Genomic DNA, 16,741 nt, shown 5'->3' with positions numbered 1-16,741 from the left:
CTCGTGGGCTCGGAGTTGTTTATAAGAGACAGCCCCCGGGCCGCGCCGACGGGCGCGCGCGCCGCCCCGGGGCGGACGGCGACCCGCCGCCGGCCAGGCCCAGGCGGTGGATCTTGCCGATCACGGCGTTGCGGCTCACCGCTCCTAGGGCCTGGGCGATCTGGCGGGCGCTCAGCCCCAGCGCCAGGAGCGCCTTCAGGCGCGCCACCCGGGTCTCGGACCAGCCGCCGACAGCAGGCAAAGCCCCCTCGGACACAGACGATTTCACAACAGAAGACATGGTCGACGCTCACTCTGCGCGCCCCATCGGCGCGCCCGCCGCGTCCCTGGCTCCGCCTTCCACGCCCCCCAGAATTGGGGGATTGCCCCAGCCCCCGCCGCAACCTAGCGTGACGTCTGTTGGGAACCCGACCTTCAGCGCTCCACCTCGCGAGCCTGATCCCGCCGTCGCCGAGCGACGGCCAAACCGTCAGCCCTGCCGGGTGGTCGGCGCTATGTCCAAGCCTTCGGGCCAAAGGCGCCGGCGCGCGTGGTTCACGCGTTCTCAACACCCGGCTTTCCGCTCAGGCCCGCGCCTTGAGCCGCCAGGGCCAGGTCGTCCCAGCCCCCGACCATGCGATAGCGACCGGCCGCCGACAGCGGCAACTGCGCCAAGGCCGCAAGCCACGTGTCCGGCGCCCGCTGCACGGTGGTCTCGTTTGAGGATCAGGCCGCTAGATGCTCGCGTATTTTCGAGGGACCTCTAGGCCCAGGGAAGATTACGATAGAACGTCGCCACCAGCGTTAACCGCTCCTCGAATGGCGGCAATTGACAACGACATATGTAACGACCTTATGTCCTAAGGACATAAGGTCGTTACATATAGGCCAGCTAGCTTCACCAAGTGCTCATCGCTTTCACAACCCGGTATCGGCCTGGGCGCTTGAGGCAAGAGTGCAAATCTAAGTCTGGAATGGCAGTGGCGATCACGGCGTTGCGGCTACCGCCGCCCCGGAGCCTTCGCAAGTTGACTGACGCTTAGCCACCAGCGAGGAGGGCTCGGTTCCGCCAAGGCGACTTACGGATATCCGTGACTTCAGGCCGCTCCCCGACCCGCCCATCTTCCACATCCAGCGTCGGAGGGCCGCCGGGCGCATCGCCCCTTCGGATTGCATGTAGCCGGCGGATCGAACAGCTGTCGCCACGATCGGCGTCCAGCCCGGCCATTGCCGCAAACAGCCGATGGGTGGGTCTGCTAGGGGTGGTGAGGGGACTCAGTGACCCTCACGGAAATATGTCCTTCACGTCGGCGTCCGCGGCGCCGACCGAATTCCAAGCCCGAGAAGTCCATTAGTATGCAATTCCATTCTTAGGGTTGATATTTCATCCTTCTTTTCAATTTCGATCCAAGCCTACATTTCGATCTCTCCGAGCGAGCCGGTCTGCGTGCCCAAACGCGGACGGCAAAAACGAACGCAGATGTTCGAGAGGAGAGTTCGATGACACGACTGAACGGAAAGGTCGCCATTGTGACCGGAGCGGGTCGGGGCATAGGCCGCGCCGTGGCGCAACGGTTCGCGGCCGAAGGCGCCAAGGTCGCCGTGGTGTCGCGCACGCCGCGGAACGTCGAGGAGGTCGTCGCCGGTATCAGGGCCAAGGGTGGAGAAGCGATCGGGGTCGTCTGCGACATCTCCGATGCTGCTCAGATTGCCGCCGCCATCGACCAGGTCGCCAGCGCCTTTGGCCGGATCGATATTCTGGTGAACAATGCGTTCGATCCCTCCGTCGTGATGGCCCCGGTGACGGACCTCGCCATCGAGCAACTCCAGCGCAATTTCGAGGTCGGTCCGATCGCCTACCTGCGTCTGATGCAGGCCTGTCATCCCCACCTGAAAGCGAGCGGCGGGGGTCGGGTGATCAATCTGGCGTCTATTGCCGGGGTCACCGGCATGGCGGGCTACGCGCCCTATGCCATGGCCAAGGAAGCCGTCCGGGCCCTGACCCGCGTCGCCGCCCGGGAGTGGGGAAAGGACGCGATCACCGTCAACAACATCCTGCCGATCGCAAACACGCTCGAAGAGATCCCTGAAACTGGCGTCCCGAGGGTTCAGTCCCCGCTGGAACGGATGGGGTCTCCCGAAGACGATATCGCGCCGGTCGTCCTGTTCCTCGCCAGCGCCGAATCCCGCTTCATCACCGGCTACAGCCTGTCACCCGACGGCGGGGCGATGATCGACGGCGCGCGCTGACGGGCTATCCGCCCGGCGACAGGTCGGGCTGCGCTCATCCCGTCATCTGACATTCGGGAGGCCTCATGGCTGATCTGCCCATTACATCCCTGTTCGCAGGGGGCTTTGCGTTGGCCCTGGTCGGCCTTTCGCTCATGGTGACCCTGCGTCGTGTGAAGACGACGATCCTGCTTGGCGAAGGCGATGACGTAAGCTTGCGTCGCCGTGTCCGGGCCCAGGCGAACTTCATCGAATATGTGCCGCTCGGGATCATCGTACTGGCCCTGATGGAACTGCAGGGCCTGCCTGCCGTCGCCATCCTCTCGCTGGGAACAGCGCTTGCGGTCGGTCGGCTGCTGCATGCCGTCGGCATGTACAGGGACACCCCAGTCCTCCGCGGGCTGGGCATCCTGGCGACCTACGGCGCGCTCGCCGGCGGCGGACTTATTCTTTTCGCCCCCTGATCCCGCTCTCTGACGCGCCTTCGGGTCAGGTCGAGCTCCTGCGACCTGGGCCGGCCGACTTCTTGGGAAGGCTTGAGCCGTACTCCTGCCACCATGCCGTCAGGGCTTCCATCGTAGGGCCCAGGGCGCGTGCCTTGGCCGTCATCTCGTATTCGACGCGGGGCGGCACCTCCGCGAAGACCGTCCGTGAGACCAGGCCGTCGGCTTCCAGCTCCCGCAGTTGGGCGGTGAGCATGTGCTGGGTGATCCCCGGTATGGCTTTGCGCAGTTCGCCGAAGCGATGGATGCGCTGGTTGAGCAGCCACATGATCTCGAGCTTCCACTTGCCCGACAGCATCGCGAAGGCGCGGCGCATCTCATCCTGCATGGTGGCGACAGTTCCGGACATTAGTCAGTATTTCCATACTTGCTGTCGCAAATTCATCCTACTTGCGACAGATAATCATAGGAGACAAGTTTGATACGAGCTCCTGGACGATGTCGCAATCTGCCGGACTGCCAGGCTCACGCTTTATCGAACAATCTCGCCAAGACATTGGCGACGGGAAACACCTCATGGCCGCGACCTATACGTACTGGATCAGCACCACGCTCCTGTCGGCGCTGTATCTGTCATCCGCATTTCTCTACCTGACCAAGAAGGACTTCGTCCAAAAGGCGCAGGCCGATCTGGGTTATCAGGCCCCCCATCTGATCCCGCTGATGATCGTCGTGAAGATCCTCGGACCGACGGCTATCTTGACGCGCGTCAGCGTGCCGCTCAGCGATCTGGCTTATGCTGGCATGTTCTATCACCTGATCCTGTCGGGAATGGCCCATCTGGGCGTGCGCAGCTTCAAGGGGGCGGCGCCCGCCGTCATTGGCCTGGCGCTGCTGGCTGCGTCCTTCGCAAACCAAAACGACGCGCGCCAAGCGCCGTCGCCCTACGCTCTCGCCGCAGCGGCGCATCCGGCGATTTTGAAGGAACACCAATAGACCAGCCGACTGCAGGCCGTTGGTCCTCCAGCAATACGTCGGCGAGCGCCAAAAGCGAACGGCGCCGACTTCCGCTCAGGGTCGGCAGCGGTCGCCAGCACCGACGCGGAATGTCGCCATGCCGAAGTCGCCAATCTGGAGCCGAGCCTGAATGAGACGACGCAGCCAATGTTGATTTAGCGGCACCCCACTCAAACGGCTATCACAACTGGGTGGCCACGGCTGTACGGAGAGCCGGGATGCTTCGCAACGACCGCTCGGGCACCGACCAGTGCTAAGCCGGTGCCATACAGACTGTCCGTATGGAAGAAGATAGTGGAGCCGTCGCTAGCCCTTATGTTGCAACGGGTGCCGTCTCGCGAAGAGACAACGCCGCGGGTCCGCGGCACAAATGAGTAACATAGCTGCTCACACTGATTTACGAGCTGCGCTGCAGTCGGTCGCGCTGCTGGGTCCTTTTGCAGGCACGCATCAACAATAGCCTGAAGTGATGCACCCAGAGGTGCAAACTGCAAGTTGGACGTCATGAACGCTGGCCACGCCGCGCGAGTACCGGCACTAATATTAACTGGCACCATCATGGCTTCGTCAAATGGATACTCACCCGTCAAGCCGTAGGTACTATTGAAATGACAATATCTAGATCTATATTCAACTAAGTAATCTTGCTTTTATTTGTAAAAATTGATAGCCTTCCACGCAGAATGCAGATTCTCGCACGACGCATAGCCATGGGATATCCATTCGGAGCATGAGCATGAGCGACCCTCCTCCACCTCCTGAAAGCGCGCCCGTCGTCATCACAGTTGATGGCAACGGCGCGGTCGAAGCAACTAACGACGGGGCCGCTACCTCCCTAGAAGATTTACTCAAAAAGCTCGAGATAGACGCGGCAATAATTGATGGCGTCATTATTGATCCGCCGACAAAAGAATAGATTGCAACGCACAATACGATATCGGCACTGAGCCGCCCGTAAGCTGCCCCCCCCCAACGCGGCTAACGTCTGCGCCGCACACAATCGGGGGAGCCTTCCATGACGTTTCGCGCCGCCGTGATCGCCGCGGGCCTCGCCGCCGCCGTCGCGGTTGGCGATTTCGAGGCGGCCGCCGAAACGCTTGAGGAGGCGGTCGGCGGTGGGATGCCGAAGCCGCAGGTGTCGCGGGCGCGGGCGGCGCCGCCGCAGAAGAAGGGCTCGTAGATCCGGGCCAGCACCTCGGCGGTGAGGCCGGGCCGTTTAGAGCGGACACTCGAAGCGTCAGCTATGGGCGGGGAACGGATACTGGCAGGCGGCGTTCGCACGGTCTGCTAGGCTCGGGCTCGCGATAACTGAGCGGTGCGAATGCCAGTAGCAGTCCTACTCGTCGATGACCTCGGCCCCCACCGTGCAAGGTGCATCGCCTTCCTCTCGAAGCGTTTCTCGTTGAGCCTCCTAGAGGTGCAAAGATCAGTCGAGCAAGACAAGCCGGTCGTGACGCGTGAGCTGTTTGATCGGCGGGCCCGTCGTTTGCTGACACCTTTGCTGAAGCGCTGGCCGAGTTGGAGGCGCTTGAGTGCGGGTACAGAGCCTTCGAAGTTCCTGAAGGACAGGTCTGGACCTCGTCGGAGGGCCACTATCAGCTGACCGTCGAGCGGTTGGGAAACATGATCGCCGCGCGGCGGATCTCCCTGGAGCGTCAACGCCAGCTTGGTGAACTCGAAGATCCAGACGTGACCTGATCCGATCATCAGAATGGCCGTAAGCAGACGCCTTTGAAGTCTGCTAGGGGTCGGTAGCGGTCCTCAGCGCCGACGCGGGATGCCGACATGCCAAAGTCGCCAGTCTAGAGCCGAGCCAATGACGGCTCACGACCCATTGCGGACTTTCGCGATGGTCACCACGCGACGCGATCATCCGCGCGCCACCTGTTCCTTGATCCCAACGTGGGTGCCCGTTCTAACGCAGGATTACCGGTGACTTGCTCCAGTGCCCACGGCCCCCTCAATCAATAGTCTGGCTGCTTCGCGGTTTGCCGCAGCCAGAAGAGGGTCGCGCGACGCTTGCGCCATGACGATGGAGCCTTGGATCAGCGACAGGATCTGGATCACTGCTCTTTCAGGTTTGTTCAAGGCCAGGGGCTCGACAAGTGAGGCGATGAGTGCGTGCAGGCCCTCGAAATAGGCGGTGATGGTCGCCTGTACGTCCGGCGCCTCGGCTTCCGGTCCAAACTCGGCCAGGCCCTTTACGAACGGACAGCCCCGGAAAGCTTGCGAGCGGAAGGGGCCGTCCAGCGCGTCGAAGATCGCCAGAATACGTTCCTCCGCAGTGAGCCCGGGTTGCTGGGTCGCGGTCTCAAGCATCTGAAACCACACGGCGCTCTTATGGCGCAGGTAAGTCGCGACGAGGTCGGCCTTCGAGGGATAGTGCTTGTAGAACGTCATCTTGGCCACGCCGCTTTCGGCGATGATGCGGTCGATCCCCACAGAGTGGACGCTGAACCGGTAGAACAGGTCCGACGCTGTTTTTAGAATCCGCTCTCGCGGGGCGAGGGCGTCGAGCGGCAGCACCTCAAGATCCGCAAACTCCAAAACCTCGGCCATGCCTAACCTTCGCGCTTCAAACCGCACACTGAGAAACAGACTAGTCTGTCCATTTCCCATTTGCAAGGACAGACAGATCTGTCTATATCGCCTCACGGCACCTCTTGGATGCAAAGAAGAGATCGATGAGCGGAAAAATTGTCGTTGTAACTGGCGCCAGCAGCGGGTTTGGGAAGCTAACGGTCCTCGAGCTTGCGCGGCGGGGGCATGTCGTGGTGGCGACCATGCGCGATATCGCTGGGAGAAATGCCCCCGTTCGCCACGCACTCATCGAGGCGGCGAAGGCCGAAGGGCATGAGCTGCACGTTCTTGAAATGGATGTCGCCGACGAGGCGTCGGTCAATTCGACGATCGACCAGGTCATCAAACAGCATGGAAAAATCGACGTGCTGATCAACAACGCCGGTGTCATGCCCGTCGGGGTTACGGAAGCCTACACGGTGGCCGACGTCGAACGGCAGTTCTCGGTCAATTTCTTCGGCGCCGTGCGCGCCGACCGCGCCGTTCTGCCGCACATGCGCGCCGCCGGCAGCGGGCTTCTCGTCCATGTCACGTCCCTGATGGGGCGTGTGGTTATTCCATTTTTCGGCGTCTATTCGGCGAGCAAGTTCGCACTCGAAGCGCTGGCAGAAGCCTATCGCTACGAGCTGTCGAGCTTTGGTATCGACTCGGTCATCGTCGAGCCAGGGCCCTTCCCGAGCAACCTTCTGTCGTCCAGCCCGGAACCGTCAGCCCAAGGCGTGCTCGCGGCCTACGGCGAAGTCGCGGCGATCCCAGGCCAGATCAAGGCGCATGGCAGCGACGGCGACGATCCGGCAAATCCGCCACGCCCCCAGCTGGTCGCCGACGCCATCGCCCGGCTGGTTGAGGCCCCCGAGCGTCGTCCATTGCGGACGGTCGTCATGCCTGAGGGCCTGGACTACGGCGTCGAGCGGTTGAACGGGGTCGTTGCCCCGATTCAAAACGGTCTCCTCAGCGCGATGGGCATGTCGCATCTGATCTGACACAGCGGGGCGGCTGGCAGCCCGCGCCTGCCGCCCCATGCCCACCCCAATTTCGGTGTCGCGCCAGCTATTGTGAAGCGATGAACGCCATCTCGACGACGCGGATCATGGCGTCGGGTTGAAGTGCGCGTTAAAGCAATTATCTAGAGCGCTAGACAATAGCACACTAGGAACTAAACGTGACACGTCGCAGCGCGGCAACCCAACTCTCCTTCGCCCTCCACAGCGCCGCCAACCGGATGGTTCGCCTGCACAAGCCGATCCTGGAGCCCCTGGAGCTCACCTTTCCCCAGTATCTCGTCGTCCTCGAGTTGCTGGACGGTGGGCCCCGCACCGTCGGCGCCCTGGGCGGCGCGTTGGATATGGACACCGGGACAATCACGCCACTGGTCAAACGCCTGGAAGCGGCGGGCCGGGTAACCCGCACCCGGGACACCCAAGATGAACGCCGGGTCGTGGTCGATCTGACGCCAGCAGGTCGTTCCCTCGACGCGGCGGTCCGTGACGTCACCGAACAGATCAAAACGGCATGCGAGCTGACCGACGAGGGTCTCGAGGACCTTCGGCGCACCCTCGACGCCCTAGCGCTCGCGCCGCAAGGCCCGGCATGACCAGACAGATCATTCTGGGCATGCACCTGGGCAACGGCTACGGCGCGCTGCCCGGCGCGTGGCGCGCTCCTGGCGTCGATCCCACGAACTACGCCAGCTTCGACGCCAAGGTTCGGCATGCCCAGGCGGCCGAACGCGGCAAGTTCCAATTCCTCTTCCTGCCGTACGGCCCAAGCCTGGTGGCCGACATCGAGAACGAGCCTCCGCACTTCAACCTCGATGTGATGCTCACCCTTGCGGCAGTGGCCCGAGAGACCGACCGCATCGGCCTGATCGCCACCGGTTCCACGACCTTCAACGCGCCCTACAACCTTGCCCGCCAGTTCAAGGCGCTCGACCTCATGAGCCACGGCCGCGCGGGATGGAACGCTGTCACGTCGAGCGGTGAGGACGTCGCCGCCAACTATGGCGCGCGGCTCCCACCGAGCGCTGAGCGTTATGGGCGGGCGCACGAGACCATTCAGGTGGTGCAGGCCCTGTGGGGCAGTTGGGGGAGAGAGGCCTGGGTTCACGACCAAACCAGTGGCGCGTTCGCCAAAGCCGATAAGATCGCGCCGATCAACCTGCGCGGTCAGTTCGTAGGCTCACGCGGACCGCTTTACATACCTCCATCGGATCAGGGCCAGCCGGTCATCGTCCATGCCGGCGGAAGTCCCAACGGTCACGAATTGGCCGGCCGCTTCGCCAGCGCCGTCATCGGGGCGGCGTTCAGCATCGAGGACGCCCGCGCGCAAAGAACCGCATTCCGCGACGCGGCCGAGCGCGCCGGACGGGACCCCGACGAGATCAAATATCTTCCCGGCCTGATGACCACGATCGCCTCCGATAGGCGCGCGGCGTTGGATCGCCGGATCGCACTGACACAGCGGACCTTCCCGCAGCGCGCGGCCTACCTGATGCAGATACTCGGCTTGCGCACCGAGGCCATCCGGCTCGACGAGCCGCTTTCAGCCGCACAGCTCGCCGCCGCACGTCCCTCTCCCCAGGACCCTCGCTCCGCCCACGCCCTGAAGATCGCCCGCGAAGGCTGGAGCCTAACCGATGTGCTGGCCCACGGGGTGATCGACTATCACCCGGTAATCGTCGGGCCTGCCATGGAGGCGGCCGATCACATGCAGGCCTGGTTCGAAGCCGGCGCCGCGGACGGCTTTTGGATCTCGCCCGACATCTACGATGACGGGATCGACGCCTTCGTCGATGGCGTCGTGCCGATCCTGCAGGAGCGCGGTCTTTTCCACCAGGACTACGCGGGCTCGACGCTTCGCGACCATCTCGGCGCGCCGGCCCAGTACGGCGTCGATCGGCGCGTAATGCGCTGAACTGAAATTCTCAACCTTGCTGAAGGAAACGCCATGAAGATCGGCATCATAGGAACGGGCAATATCGGCGGCGCGCTCGCCCGAAAGCTGGGCGCGGCAGGACACCAGATCCGTGTCGCCAACTCGCGGGGCGTTGAAGGCGTGCGCGCTTTTGCCGAGGAGGTCGGCGCGACGCCTGTCGACATAAGGGGCGCCGTCGAAGGCGTGGACGCCGTCATCCTCTCTATTCCGTTTCCCGCCGTCGCCGGCCTGCCAAAGGACCTGTTCGACGACTTGCCTGAGGCGGCGCCAGTGATCGATACCGGCAACTACTACCCCGACATGCGCGACCCCCAGATTTCCGAGATCGACAACGGACTGGCGGAAAGCGTCTGGGTGTCACGTCAGATCGGTCGCCCGATCGTCAAGGCGTTCAACAGCATTCTCGCCTATTCCCTCGCCGAGCTCGGCCGCCCCGCAGGCGCGAGCGACCGTCTGGCCGTCGCCATGGCCGGTGACGATCCTAACGCGAAGGCCATCGTCGCCGGCTTGGTGAATGACGTGGGCTTCGATCCCGTCGATGCCGGCTCTCTAGCCGACTCCTGGCGCCAACAGCCATCGACGCCGGCCTACTGCTGCGACTGGAACGCGGAGGAGACGCGCGCCGCCTTGGCCTTGGCCCAACCCGGAGCGGCGCCGGCCAAGCGCGATGCGATGATGGAGGCGTATTCGAAGCTTGGAGCAAACCCCACTCACGCGGACATCGTCGCGTCGAACCGCGTTGAGAACGCTCCAAATTAGATGGAAGCAGAGGAGCTACGAGCTGTCTGGGTCGTCAGATCCAGGCTGCTTGCTCCTAGCTGACGCGCCCAACGTCCGCCCAAGGCGGCCAGGCTCCAGGTCAGCCTTCGGAGCCGGCGCCGCTATACCTAGCCGACCCATGTCGGACTTCTGGTGCGGTGCGACCGCAACCCACCCCTAGCAGACCTACCCACTGGCTGTTTGCGGCAATGGCCGAGCTGGACGCCGATCGCGGCGACGGCTGTTCGATCCGCCGGCTACATGCATTCGGACAACGCGATCAATGTCCCCGATCATGAGGACGCTGCTAGGCCCACCGTGCAGGCGCCGCCCGCCCGGCCTCCCCAAAACCCCCTAGAATTGGGGTATTGCGCGCCCGGCGGCACACAACCTAACGTCGATCATCCTCGACGGTCCGCCGGCGAGGCCAGGGTCGGGCGCTCACAAGGGCGCGCCCCGGCCGGGCGGTCGTCGCTCTGTACAGGCTTTCGGGCTAAAGGCGGCGGCGCACGTGGTTCACGTGTTCTCAACGCCCGGCTTCCCGTCCCTTCCACCGCCGCGCGATCCTGCGCAAACCCCTTGTCCGCCAAGGCCCGCTCGGCGAGACTCCAAGTCCGATGAAGTCGAATCTCGATCACCTGCCCGACCGCCAGCAAGAAGAGCTGGCCGCCATCACCGGCCACCTGCTGCGCGGCTTCGAGACGGCCACGGCCGGCGGCACCTCGGCCTGGCGCCGCTACGCCAAGATCCACAAGATCATCCTGTTCGGCAGCTATGCGCGTGGCGACTTCGTCGACGAGCCCGAGAACGGCTATCTGTCGGACTTCGACATCCTGGTGGTGGTCAGCGACGAGAAGCTGACCGACATCGCCGAGTACTGGTACGAGACCGAGCAGCGGATCGAGCACGACCTCTCGATCGGCCGGATCGTCAACCTGATGGTCAACGACCTCGACGACATCAACAAGAGCCTGGACGCGGGCCTGCATTTCTTCCGCGAGGTGATCGACCAGGGTATCGTCCTCTACGAGGTCCCCGGACACGCCTTCAGCCCGCTCAAGCCCCTGACGCCGCAAGCCGCCCTGGCTCTTGGCCAGCGCCACCACGCGGAGATTTTCGACACCATCGAGACGTCGCTGGAGACAGCCGAGTTCCAGATGTCGAAGGGCGAAGTAAAGGACTGGCCCCACAAGGCCGCCTTCAACCTCCACCAGACCGTGGAGGCGGCCTATATCGCGGTGCTGCTGCTGACCGGCTTCTACGCGCCGCGCTCACACAACATCAAGTTCCTGAGGGCCCAGGCCGAGGCCAAGGCCCCCGCGCTGACGGCGGCCTGGCCGCGCGAGACCCGGGACCAGCGCAAGCCGTTTGAGAAGCTCAAGCGCGCCTATGTCGACGCCCGCTACAATCAGGCGACCTACAAGATCACCGCCGGCGAACTTGAGGACCTAAAGCGTACGGTCGAGACGCTGATCCACCTCGTCCGCAACGTCTGCGACCAACGGCTGGCGCAGTTGGCCAAGGCGGCGGAAACAGAAAGCTGAGCCTCGCCGCACCCCCGCGTCAGGGATCGCAACCCGAACGGGCCGAGACCCCGAACCGGAGAGGGGAGGGGGCTCGGGGCGGCTCCGCCCGCCTAGAGCCCGGCCGCCGAAGGCGGGACGCCCTCTCAGCTGTAACAATTCGTTCCCCTGCTGGCGCTCGCATCCTGGAGCCATGCAGCCTAGGGTCGCGGCATCGTCGGCCACGATCCATGGGCGCCGGCGGCTGAGAGACTAGGCCTTGCCCCACGCTCCCGCCTGACGCCGCGGGAGGTCTCGATGGCCGTTTTCCTGTTCTATCCCAGACTGCATGACGGCGCCTGCCTGACCTTCGTCACGGCCAGCCTCGCCGACGACGCCGCAGCCCTGCGCCATGCCGCCCTGGTCCTGGCGGACCACGACTCGGCAGAGACCGTGTCGGTGTGGCAGGGCGAGCGCCCCGTCAGCGCCGTGGGCCAGGGCGGCTTCACGTCGCCATCCCGAGGCGCGGTCCTTCTGGTCGAGGACTGCTTCTTCCAGGCCGAGGCCTTCAGCCTGGCCCTGCGCGGGGCCGGCTTTGCGGTCACCTGCGCCGGCGACGAGGCCCAGGCCCTGGCGCACCTGCGCCGCCATGACCCGGATGCGGCCATGGTGGACCTCGATCTGGGCGAGGGACCGTCCTATGCCGTGGCCGAAGCCCTCGAGGCCCAAGGCGCGCCGTTCCTGTTCATCACCGGCTATGACCCCGGGGTCCTGCCGCCGCGCTGGCGCCACGTCGACCATGTCTGCAAGCCGGTGATGGGCGGCCATGTCGTCGAGGCCGCCGAGAGACTCCTTGGACCGACCCCGACCTGCCTTCCCGCCGCCCCGAGACTGCATCGCGCGCCGCCTTCCCATACGGTCTAGGCTTGGGCGCTCGCCCAACCGGACCCGAGCAAGGCCACGGTCCCATCCGCCCCGGCGCACCTCTCAAGCGTGATCTCAACGCCCGGATCGACGGACCCACGCAACCCTGGGCCCGCCGTCCGTTCCGACCGAGCCGCAGCGGAGGGGGCTCGGGTCGCGCCCGCCGCCTGGAGCCCGGCCGCTCGCGCCCCCCGTCCCCCTGACGGTGTGGTTGGATCATGAAACGGAAGACCGGATGTCGACGTCAGACGCATCGCCAGGGCTGCAACGTCACTCCGAACCCGGATTCTCGACTGCGGTCCCTGCCTGTCGACCGCGCCCCGGAAGGCGGAGATCTGCCTGTCGCACCTTCGCCTCCTGCACACCGCCTGCCACGACAGGCTGCACAAGGCGGAGAAGCGCGACCCGGACTGGCGACGGGCGATGGGCATGCCGCCCAGGGCCGACTAGGCCGCCCGCGGGCTCAGGCGACCGGCAGCCCCCTCATCCTCCCGGCCCCTCTAACCGCCTGACCGCCCGCCAGAACGACCAAGGCCTGGCGCTGACCTGCTCGACCTCGAACCAGGCCTCCTCGCCCTCGAAGTCGGGCACGCGCTCCTTGTCGATGAAGCTGTCGCGGCTGCGCTGGGCGCGGCGCGTGCCGCCCTCGAAGGTGAACATCAGCGTGCGCCCCTGGTCGGCGCCGCCATACTGGCGCACGCGCCGCAGCCTCACGATCTCGCGGCTGATGATCTTCTCGACCGTAGGCGCGTGCGGGCTCGCGCGCCGGCCGGCGCGTTGGGTGGACATGACAATCTCCGCGTTCCTTAAATGTTCTCATTCCGGAACGCCCAAGAGTCAACAGCTTACGGCCCCAAGTTGGCCGCACATCCGGGCGGCGATCAGCGACCGCCAAGGCCAGTACTTGAGCCAAGCCTTCAGGGGAGGGGGCTCGGTGCGGCCCGGCCGCCGCAGGCGAGACACCGCGTGCTCCCAACCTCACGGCTGTAACAATTCGTTCCCCTGCTAGCGCTCGCATGCCGGAGCCATGCAGCCTAGGGTCGCAGCATCGCCGGCCAGGATCCACAGGCGCCGGCGGCTGAGGGACCTGGCTTTGCCCCACGCTCCCGCCTGACGCCGCGGGAGGTCTCGATGGCCGCTTTCCTGTTCTATCCCCGTCTGCCGGACGGCGCCTGCCTGACCTTCGTCATGGCCAACTTGGCCAATGACGGCGCCGCCCTGGAGAACGCCGTCCAGGTGCTGAACGACCACGCCTCGGCCATGGCGGTGTCGGTGTGGCAGGGCGAGCGCCACGTGGCGACCTACCGACGCCCCGCCGCCAGGCCGTCGTGGAAAGACCCGTTGGAGACACCGTGGGCGATCCCCCGTTCGTAACGGCGAATTCACGCGACAGACCGCGGCGGATGCGGGATCCAGGTCGGGCTGATGATCATGCCGATCCCAAGGAGCCCTGGATGCTCGCCTTCCTCGCCGCGCTGGCCGCCGCGGCCGTCTCTGTCCCTCCTCAACCGGCGCTGACCCAGGCTATCGCCGCACGCGACGCGGCCCTGTTCGACGTCATGTTCGCCCAATGCGATCCGGAGGCCCTGGCGGCTCTGGTGACCGAGGACATGGAGTTCTATCACGACAAGGGCGGAGCGATGGACCGCAAGGCCTTCGTGGACGACTACGCCAGCAGCTGCGCGGCCAAGCGCGCCCCGGACGCCTGGCGTTCGCGGCGCGAGCTGGTCCCCGAAACGCTGAAAGTCCATACCATTCCCGGCTTCGGCGCGATCGAGGAGGGCGCTCACCGTTTCTATGAGCGCAAGGGCGAGGGACCCGAGCGCCTGGCCGGCACGGCGCGGTTCTCGATCCTGTGGAAGCTGGGCGCCGACGGCCAATGGCGCATGGCCCGGACCTTCAGCATCGACCACGCGGCCGCGCCCTGATGATTTTCCCCGGCGCCGGACCAGCCTCGCGCGACACAAAGGATTGAGCCGCCCCCGGGTCCGGGCGGCTGTCGCGGATGTCCGGGCGTTCGTTCAAGGCGTCAGCGCACGTTTCAAGCGTGATCTCAACGCCCGGATCGAGGAGCCCAGTCCGGCGACCAGCCCGACACCCGCCCCGCCGAAAGCCTCCACCGGACCGAGCGCGAGGAAGCGATCGCCTGGCTGCGCATCCTCTGGACGCTCCCGATCTCAAACGAGGTCATGGAAGGCTTCTTCCGGTGGAGCCGCGAAAAGCCCAAGGCCCGGGCGATCCATGACGACCGTTCCCGCCGCGTGCACGGGGCGTTCATGGCGCGGGCTCAGTGACAGGTCGGGGTCTCGAAGTGCTCGGCCAGGAAGATCCTGATCAGCTCGGCGCCTGCCCGCCACAGCGCAGTGGCCGCCTCGATATCGGCGGCGGCGTCCATCTGGCGCGTGATCCGATCGATGGTGCGGCCCAGGCGGCGATAGGCTTCCACCTGCGCCAGGGTCAGGCGGCCCGCCTTGAGGTCGTCGCGAACCATCATGATCCGGGCCAGCAACGCGTCGGCCTCGTCCTGCTGATCGTCCACCCGCCTAGCGCCTTATGTCCAGAGTCGCCCCCGGTTCCCGATCATCCCCATCCGCCCGCCGTCCACAAGCCCCCCGGCGGTATGGCAGGATGGCCCGACGAATCTCCCGGACGCCCATGCCCGACGCCACGCCCGACCTCGCCGCCCTGGAAGCCATGGCCGCCCAGCTCGAAGCCAGCGGCCGCTATCGCCTGCTGCGCCGGTTCGAGGGCTGCACCCTGCACGCCGGCGCCGATCCGGCCACGCTGAAGCGCGGGATCTTCCTCGACACAGAGACCACGGGCGTCGACACCCGCAAGGACGAGATCATCGAACTGGCGATGGTCCCGTTCGATTACGACGCCGAGGGCCGCCTCTGCGCCGTCCACGAGCCGTTCATCGCCCTCCACCAGCCCTCTAAGCCGATCCCGGCCGAGGTGACCAAGATCACCGGCATCACCGACGCCATGGTCGAGGGGCGGGCGATCGATCCCGCCCAGGTCGCCGCCTTCATCGCACCAGCCCTCATCGTCATCGCGCACAACGCCGCCTTCGACCGTCCGATCGTCGAGCGCCTGACCGAGGCCTTCAAGCTCAAGGGCTGGGCCTGCTCGATGAGCCAGGTCGACTGGAAAGGGGAGGGGGCCGAAAGCGCCAAACTCTCCCATCTCGCCAGCCGGTGCGGTTTCTTCTTCGACGGCCACCGGGCCGAGAACGACTGCCTGGCCGGCCTTGAGATCCTGGCCCGCCCGCTCGCCGACGGCCGCACGGCCCTTGCTCACCTTCTCCAGGCCGCCCGCGCCCCGACCTGGCGCATCACCGCCACCAACGCCCCCTTCGAGCAGAAGGACAAGCTCAAGGCCCGCGGCTATCGCTGGAACGGCGACGACGTCGCCGGCCCCAAGGCCTGGTACACCGAGGTCGCCCAACCCGACCGCGAGGCCGAACTTTTATTCCTCGCCCAGGAAATCTACGGCTACGATCCTGGCCTCACCCCACGCCGGATCACCGCGTTCGAGCGGTTCTCGGAGCGAGCCTGATGACGCAAGGCCCTCGCCCGCCTGACGACCTGAACGTCCGCGAGGGGCAAGCAGCCGACATCCAGCCGATCGTGGCCCTGTGGCGCACGTCCATGGCCCAGCACGCGCAAAAACATCCGATCTTCACACCCAAGGCCGACGGCCATATCGCCTTCGAGCGCTTTCTGGCCGAGTACATGGCGGCTAACGACGCCGCGGTCGTCGTGGCCGAAGCCGGCGGCGAGATCGTCGGCTATGGCATTTGCCAGCTTCGCCGGCGCCCCGCCTGTTTCGAGCCCCTCGAACACGGCCTGATCACCGACCTCGAGGTCGCCGCCAGCCATCGGCGGCGCGGCGTCGGCGAACTGATCCTGGGCGCACTCTGCAACTGGCTGGCCGGCCGCGGCCTCACGCGAGTCGAGATCGAAGTGGCCGCCGCCAACGAGATAGCCGTCAGCTTCTGGCGCAAATGGGGTTTCGAAACCTACTGCCAGATCATGGGCAGAACCCTCTAACCCAGCCAGACCGACGCACATCCCCCGTGTTCAAGTGGCGTAGGTTGACTCATCGGCGAACTTGGGAAGGTCCGCTTGCTGGAGTTGACCTAAGCGTCATGCCCTATTCGCTCGCAATCACTAGAAGGGCGATAGCGCAGGTAACCCTCATGGCGAATGCGACTTTGGGGGCGATCGAGATCGCGGTGTGCAGCTCTTTTGAAAGATCGACTATTACGACCTCGATCTGTGCATGGCCTCGCCCGATCCGGCCAGCCCGGTGATCACCAGGCGGGCGCTGATCATGATGGTCGCCTAGGAATACTAGGCGGCTTGGCCCGTC

22 protein-coding genes are annotated in these 16,741 nt (G+C 65.2%); 16 read left to right on the top strand and 6 right to left on the bottom strand.

Annotation, left to right across the window (positions count from 1 at the left end; genetic code table 11):
• Positions 1–19 precede the first annotated feature (19 nt).
• Both ACODR1_RS23075 and ACODR1_RS23070 read right to left on the bottom strand, forming a co-directional pair.
• Complete coding sequence (locus ACODR1_RS23075; RefSeq protein ID WP_488882528.1) at positions 20–241, bottom strand: GcrA family cell cycle regulator; 222 nt, start codon at positions 239–241, stop codon at positions 20–22.
• Positions 242–534: 293 nt separating this feature from the next.
• Positions 535–687, bottom strand: coding sequence for a hypothetical protein (locus tag ACODR1_RS23070; RefSeq protein ID WP_488882527.1), 153 nt, complete (start codon positions 685–687; stop codon positions 535–537).
• A gap of 792 nt (positions 688–1,479) precedes the next feature.
• Here ACODR1_RS23070 and ACODR1_RS23065 point away from each other — a divergent pair.
• Positions 1,480–2,229 (top strand): SDR family NAD(P)-dependent oxidoreductase, encoded by a 750-nt coding sequence (locus tag ACODR1_RS23065; RefSeq protein WP_488882526.1) that lies wholly within the window; start codon positions 1,480–1,482, stop codon positions 2,227–2,229.
• A gap of 65 nt (positions 2,230–2,294) precedes the next feature.
• On the top strand, positions 2,295–2,672 hold the full coding sequence (locus ACODR1_RS23060; RefSeq protein ID WP_488882525.1) for an MAPEG family protein: 378 nt from the start codon (positions 2,295–2,297) through the stop codon (positions 2,670–2,672).
• A gap of 25 nt (positions 2,673–2,697) precedes the next feature.
• Here the strand turns inward: ACODR1_RS23060 and ACODR1_RS23055 are convergent, their stop codons facing one another.
• Positions 2,698–3,060, bottom strand: coding sequence for a winged helix-turn-helix transcriptional regulator (locus ACODR1_RS23055; RefSeq protein ID WP_488882524.1), 363 nt, complete (start codon positions 3,058–3,060; stop codon positions 2,698–2,700).
• A 167-nt stretch (positions 3,061–3,227) separates the two neighbouring features.
• Between ACODR1_RS23055 and ACODR1_RS23050 the strand changes: the two genes are divergently transcribed.
• The 3 genes from ACODR1_RS23050 (at position 3,228) to ACODR1_RS23040 (ending at position 4,848) form a co-directional block, all read left to right on the top strand.
• Entirely contained in the window at positions 3,228–3,647 is a 420-nt protein-coding gene (locus tag ACODR1_RS23050) for a DoxX family protein (RefSeq protein ID WP_488882523.1), read from the top strand.
• 757 nt (positions 3,648–4,404) lie between these two features.
• Positions 4,405–4,584, top strand: a complete 180-nt coding sequence (locus ACODR1_RS23045) for a hypothetical protein (RefSeq protein ID WP_488882522.1) — start codon at positions 4,405–4,407, stop codon at positions 4,582–4,584.
• Between the two features lie 99 nt (positions 4,585–4,683).
• Positions 4,684–4,848 carry a hypothetical protein gene (locus ACODR1_RS23040; RefSeq protein ID WP_488882521.1) on the top strand — a complete coding sequence of 55 codons (165 nt, stop codon included), beginning with the start codon at positions 4,684–4,686 and terminating at the stop codon, positions 4,846–4,848.
• A 746-nt stretch (positions 4,849–5,594) separates the two neighbouring features.
• On the opposite strand, the gene ACODR1_RS23035 is transcribed toward ACODR1_RS23040, so the two are convergent.
• Positions 5,595–6,227 carry a TetR/AcrR family transcriptional regulator gene (locus ACODR1_RS23035; RefSeq protein ID WP_488882520.1) on the bottom strand — a complete coding sequence of 211 codons (633 nt, stop codon included), beginning with the start codon at positions 6,225–6,227 and terminating at the stop codon, positions 5,595–5,597.
• Between the two features lie 125 nt (positions 6,228–6,352).
• Here ACODR1_RS23035 and ACODR1_RS23030 point away from each other — a divergent pair, with 125 nt between their 5' ends.
• From ACODR1_RS23030 to ACODR1_RS23005, 6 genes are all read left to right on the top strand, one after another.
• A complete protein-coding gene (locus ACODR1_RS23030; protein ID WP_488882519.1) occupies positions 6,353–7,231 on the top strand; it encodes an SDR family oxidoreductase in 879 nt (292 codons plus the stop codon).
• Between the two features lie 179 nt (positions 7,232–7,410).
• A complete protein-coding gene (locus tag ACODR1_RS23025) occupies positions 7,411–7,842 on the top strand; it encodes a MarR family winged helix-turn-helix transcriptional regulator (RefSeq protein WP_488882518.1) in 432 nt (143 codons plus the stop codon).
• A complete protein-coding gene (locus ACODR1_RS23020; RefSeq protein WP_488882517.1) occupies positions 7,839–9,161 on the top strand; it encodes an NtaA/DmoA family FMN-dependent monooxygenase in 1,323 nt (440 codons plus the stop codon). Before ACODR1_RS23025 ends, ACODR1_RS23020 begins: the two co-directional genes overlap by 4 nt.
• Positions 9,162–9,194: 33 nt before the next feature.
• Entirely contained in the window at positions 9,195–9,941 is a 747-nt protein-coding gene (locus ACODR1_RS23015; protein WP_488882516.1) for an NADPH-dependent F420 reductase, read from the top strand.
• Positions 9,942–10,558: 617 nt separating this feature from the next.
• Complete coding sequence (locus ACODR1_RS23010) at positions 10,559–11,485, top strand: HEPN domain-containing protein (protein ID WP_488882515.1); 927 nt, start codon at positions 10,559–10,561, stop codon at positions 11,483–11,485.
• 276 nt (positions 11,486–11,761) lie between these two features.
• The gene (locus ACODR1_RS23005) at positions 11,762–12,367 is read left to right on the top strand and encodes a response regulator (protein ID WP_488882514.1); all 606 of its coding nucleotides are present in this window, start codon (positions 11,762–11,764) and stop codon (positions 12,365–12,367) included.
• A gap of 483 nt (positions 12,368–12,850) precedes the next feature.
• On the opposite strand, the gene ACODR1_RS23000 is transcribed toward ACODR1_RS23005, so the two are convergent.
• Positions 12,851–13,156, bottom strand: coding sequence for a hypothetical protein (locus tag ACODR1_RS23000; RefSeq protein ID WP_488882513.1), 306 nt, complete (start codon positions 13,154–13,156; stop codon positions 12,851–12,853).
• A gap of 342 nt (positions 13,157–13,498) precedes the next feature.
• Between ACODR1_RS23000 and ACODR1_RS22995 the strand changes: the two genes are divergently transcribed.
• On the top strand, positions 13,499–13,741 hold the full coding sequence (locus tag ACODR1_RS22995) for a hypothetical protein (protein WP_488882512.1): 243 nt from the start codon (positions 13,499–13,501) through the stop codon (positions 13,739–13,741).
• Positions 13,742–13,821: 80 nt separating this feature from the next.
• Positions 13,822–14,295 carry a nuclear transport factor 2 family protein gene (locus ACODR1_RS22990; RefSeq protein WP_488882511.1) on the top strand — a complete coding sequence of 158 codons (474 nt, stop codon included), beginning with the start codon at positions 13,822–13,824 and terminating at the stop codon, positions 14,293–14,295.
• Between the two features lie 359 nt (positions 14,296–14,654).
• Here the strand turns inward: ACODR1_RS22990 and ACODR1_RS22985 are convergent, their stop codons facing one another.
• Complete coding sequence (locus tag ACODR1_RS22985; protein WP_488882510.1) at positions 14,655–14,906, bottom strand: hypothetical protein; 252 nt, start codon at positions 14,904–14,906, stop codon at positions 14,655–14,657.
• Between the two features lie 116 nt (positions 14,907–15,022).
• On the opposite strand from ACODR1_RS22985, the gene ACODR1_RS22980 reads away from it, so the two are divergent.
• From ACODR1_RS22980 to ACODR1_RS22970, 3 genes are all read left to right on the top strand, one after another.
• Positions 15,023–15,925: a 3'-5' exonuclease gene (locus ACODR1_RS22980; protein ID WP_488882509.1), complete on the top strand. Its 903-nt coding sequence runs from the start codon at positions 15,023–15,025 to the stop codon at positions 15,923–15,925.
• Positions 15,926–16,017: 92 nt separating this feature from the next.
• Positions 16,018–16,419 carry a GNAT family N-acetyltransferase gene (locus tag ACODR1_RS22975; RefSeq protein WP_488882508.1) on the top strand — a complete coding sequence of 134 codons (402 nt, stop codon included), beginning with the start codon at positions 16,018–16,020 and terminating at the stop codon, positions 16,417–16,419.
• Positions 16,420–16,624: 205 nt separating this feature from the next.
• Positions 16,625–16,717 carry a hypothetical protein gene (locus ACODR1_RS22970; protein ID WP_488882529.1) on the top strand — a complete coding sequence of 31 codons (93 nt, stop codon included), beginning with the start codon at positions 16,625–16,627 and terminating at the stop codon, positions 16,715–16,717.
• Positions 16,718–16,741 lie beyond the last annotated feature (24 nt).

Source organism: Caulobacter sp. FG7, from assembly GCF_057808875.1.
The sequence above is the reverse complement of the archived record's forward strand: the minus strand, read 5'-3'. Positions and strand labels throughout refer to the sequence as shown.